Here is a 1,722-nt window from a genome sequence, read left to right on the forward strand (position 1 = left end):
CGCCTTCACCCTCAACCTCAGGTTCCCGGGCCAGACCTTCGACAAGGAGACCGGGCTGTTCTATAACGTCAACCGGGATTACCGGGCGACCAGTGGCAGGTACATAGAGTCGGATCCCATTGGGCTCGCGGGAGGCATCAACACCTATGCGTATGTGGGTGGGAATCCGTTAAATTATTTCGATATCCTCGGGTTGGCCGGAGGGCCAATAGATCTTGGTCAAGGGTATACCGGAAGACTGGATCAGTTTCCTGGCAGCGGAGGTAAGGCGGGGATGGAGATTCACGTCTACGATCCGAAGGGGAATGAAATTGGACTCTATGGTAAAGATGGTTGGTTCAATAAGCATGGGCACCTAGGGCGTCCAGAGAGTATTCCGGAAAGCGTGGAAAATCAGTGCCGCGGGCAAGCGGTTGATTGGGCGCGTCGCGCTGGCTTCATTCCTGAGAAGGGGACTGTCTCGATCAAGGGTCGGAGTGTTGGAAGTTTTATGCGCGGAGGGTCTATGCCTTCCGCGTCCGGGGCGCTGGGTGTTATGTCGATTCTTTCCATTATTTTGGAGGCTGCAACTGAGGCCAAGTGTGATGCGGATCGGGACTGTAGGTGCAGTAGAGATCCGGACTGCATGTAATTGTTGGGGTTGAATAAATGCTGGCGGTAAATTTCCGAAGAAATCAATCTGCAATCTTACATTTTCGAATCGTCAAAGTAATATAAATCGTGAACTATATATATAAAGACGCTAGTGGCGCGATGAGATTCGATAGATATTTTGAATACCTATCGAAAATCAAAGATCAATTGGGTGAACATGTATTTTCGTTTGCAGCTGACCCAGGTCGGTACTACTTAGATACCCCAGGCACTCTTCATGATGCATGGCTGTCGGATTTAAATATTGGCTCCGCATTATTAGCGAAGCCTCTGGCAACCAACATCGAAATAAAATTGCTGGGGGCGTTTCATGATCGCGAATTTTTGCTGCAGTACCAAAATGTGTTGAAATTTGATATAAATTGGGTTGCGACGGTTTCGCCGGTTGACCTTCTTACTCATGAATTTAGGTGTATTGACTCAGTAATAGAGCATGAATATCAGTTCGATCATGAGATGAAATTGCAAATTTCATGCACATCGATGCAATGGTTTGAGATATTTCGGAAGTAGCAAAACAACAACGGCAGCGACGCCGCTGGGCAAGAATGCTTTCGGCCAAGCTTTGACGCGCGGCAATGCCACAATTCGCGCGTTAATTCTTAACAACAGGGAGCGCGGAGAGGGGACTGGCCGCGGAGGGGGGTGACGTTGCGTCAACTGAGTGTTCGTGCGGTCGATCTGAGCAGGCAAACGCTGGGTCGCTCGGTGGTCTGGTGGTCGCTCTGCGCACCTGATCGGCGGCTGCTCTTGGCGGCGGCGGTCGGCTTGTCGTTGGCCTCTGTCGCCGGCCTGGGCCTGTGGCAATGGCAGGTGGCGCGAACCGAGGATCTGGTCTCTCAACTTGCTGTGGCTCAGGCTGAACAACTCAGAGACGCCCAGCGTGCCGCCGCTGATGCCGGGAAGGCTGGCTCATCGCCCGCCCCCTGGTGGACGCACCTGTCCCGGACCACGCCGGCTGGCGAGCCGCTGCACGCGCACGAACTGCTCACAAGCCATGCGGTGTCCGCCGCCGCCGAGCGCGAAGTTCAACTCTCCAAGCTGAGCTTCCGCGCCCAGGCCGTGGTC

At 53.6% G+C, this 1,722-nt stretch carries 3 protein-coding genes; all 3 read left to right on the forward strand.

The genetic code is table 11. The features are described 5' to 3' along the window. A partial coding sequence (locus FKP22_RS29390; RefSeq protein WP_141291727.1) for an RHS repeat-associated core domain-containing protein occupies window positions 1–631 on the forward strand: 631 nt, incomplete at its 5' end. A gap of 89 nt (window positions 632–720) precedes the next feature. Beyond that, complete coding sequence (locus FKP22_RS29395) at window positions 721–1,167, forward strand: SAUR-like auxin-responsive family protein (RefSeq protein ID WP_141291729.1); 447 nt, start codon at window positions 721–723, stop codon at window positions 1,165–1,167. A 132-nt stretch (window positions 1,168–1,299) separates the two neighbouring features. Next, window positions 1,300–1,722: hypothetical protein (locus FKP22_RS29400; protein WP_211361655.1), on the forward strand; the 423-nt coding region annotated here is incomplete at its 3' end.

It is taken from the genome of Ideonella azotifigens (assembly GCF_006519715.1).
GTDB lineage: Bacteria > Pseudomonadota > Gammaproteobacteria > Burkholderiales > Burkholderiaceae_C > Ideonella > Ideonella azotifigens.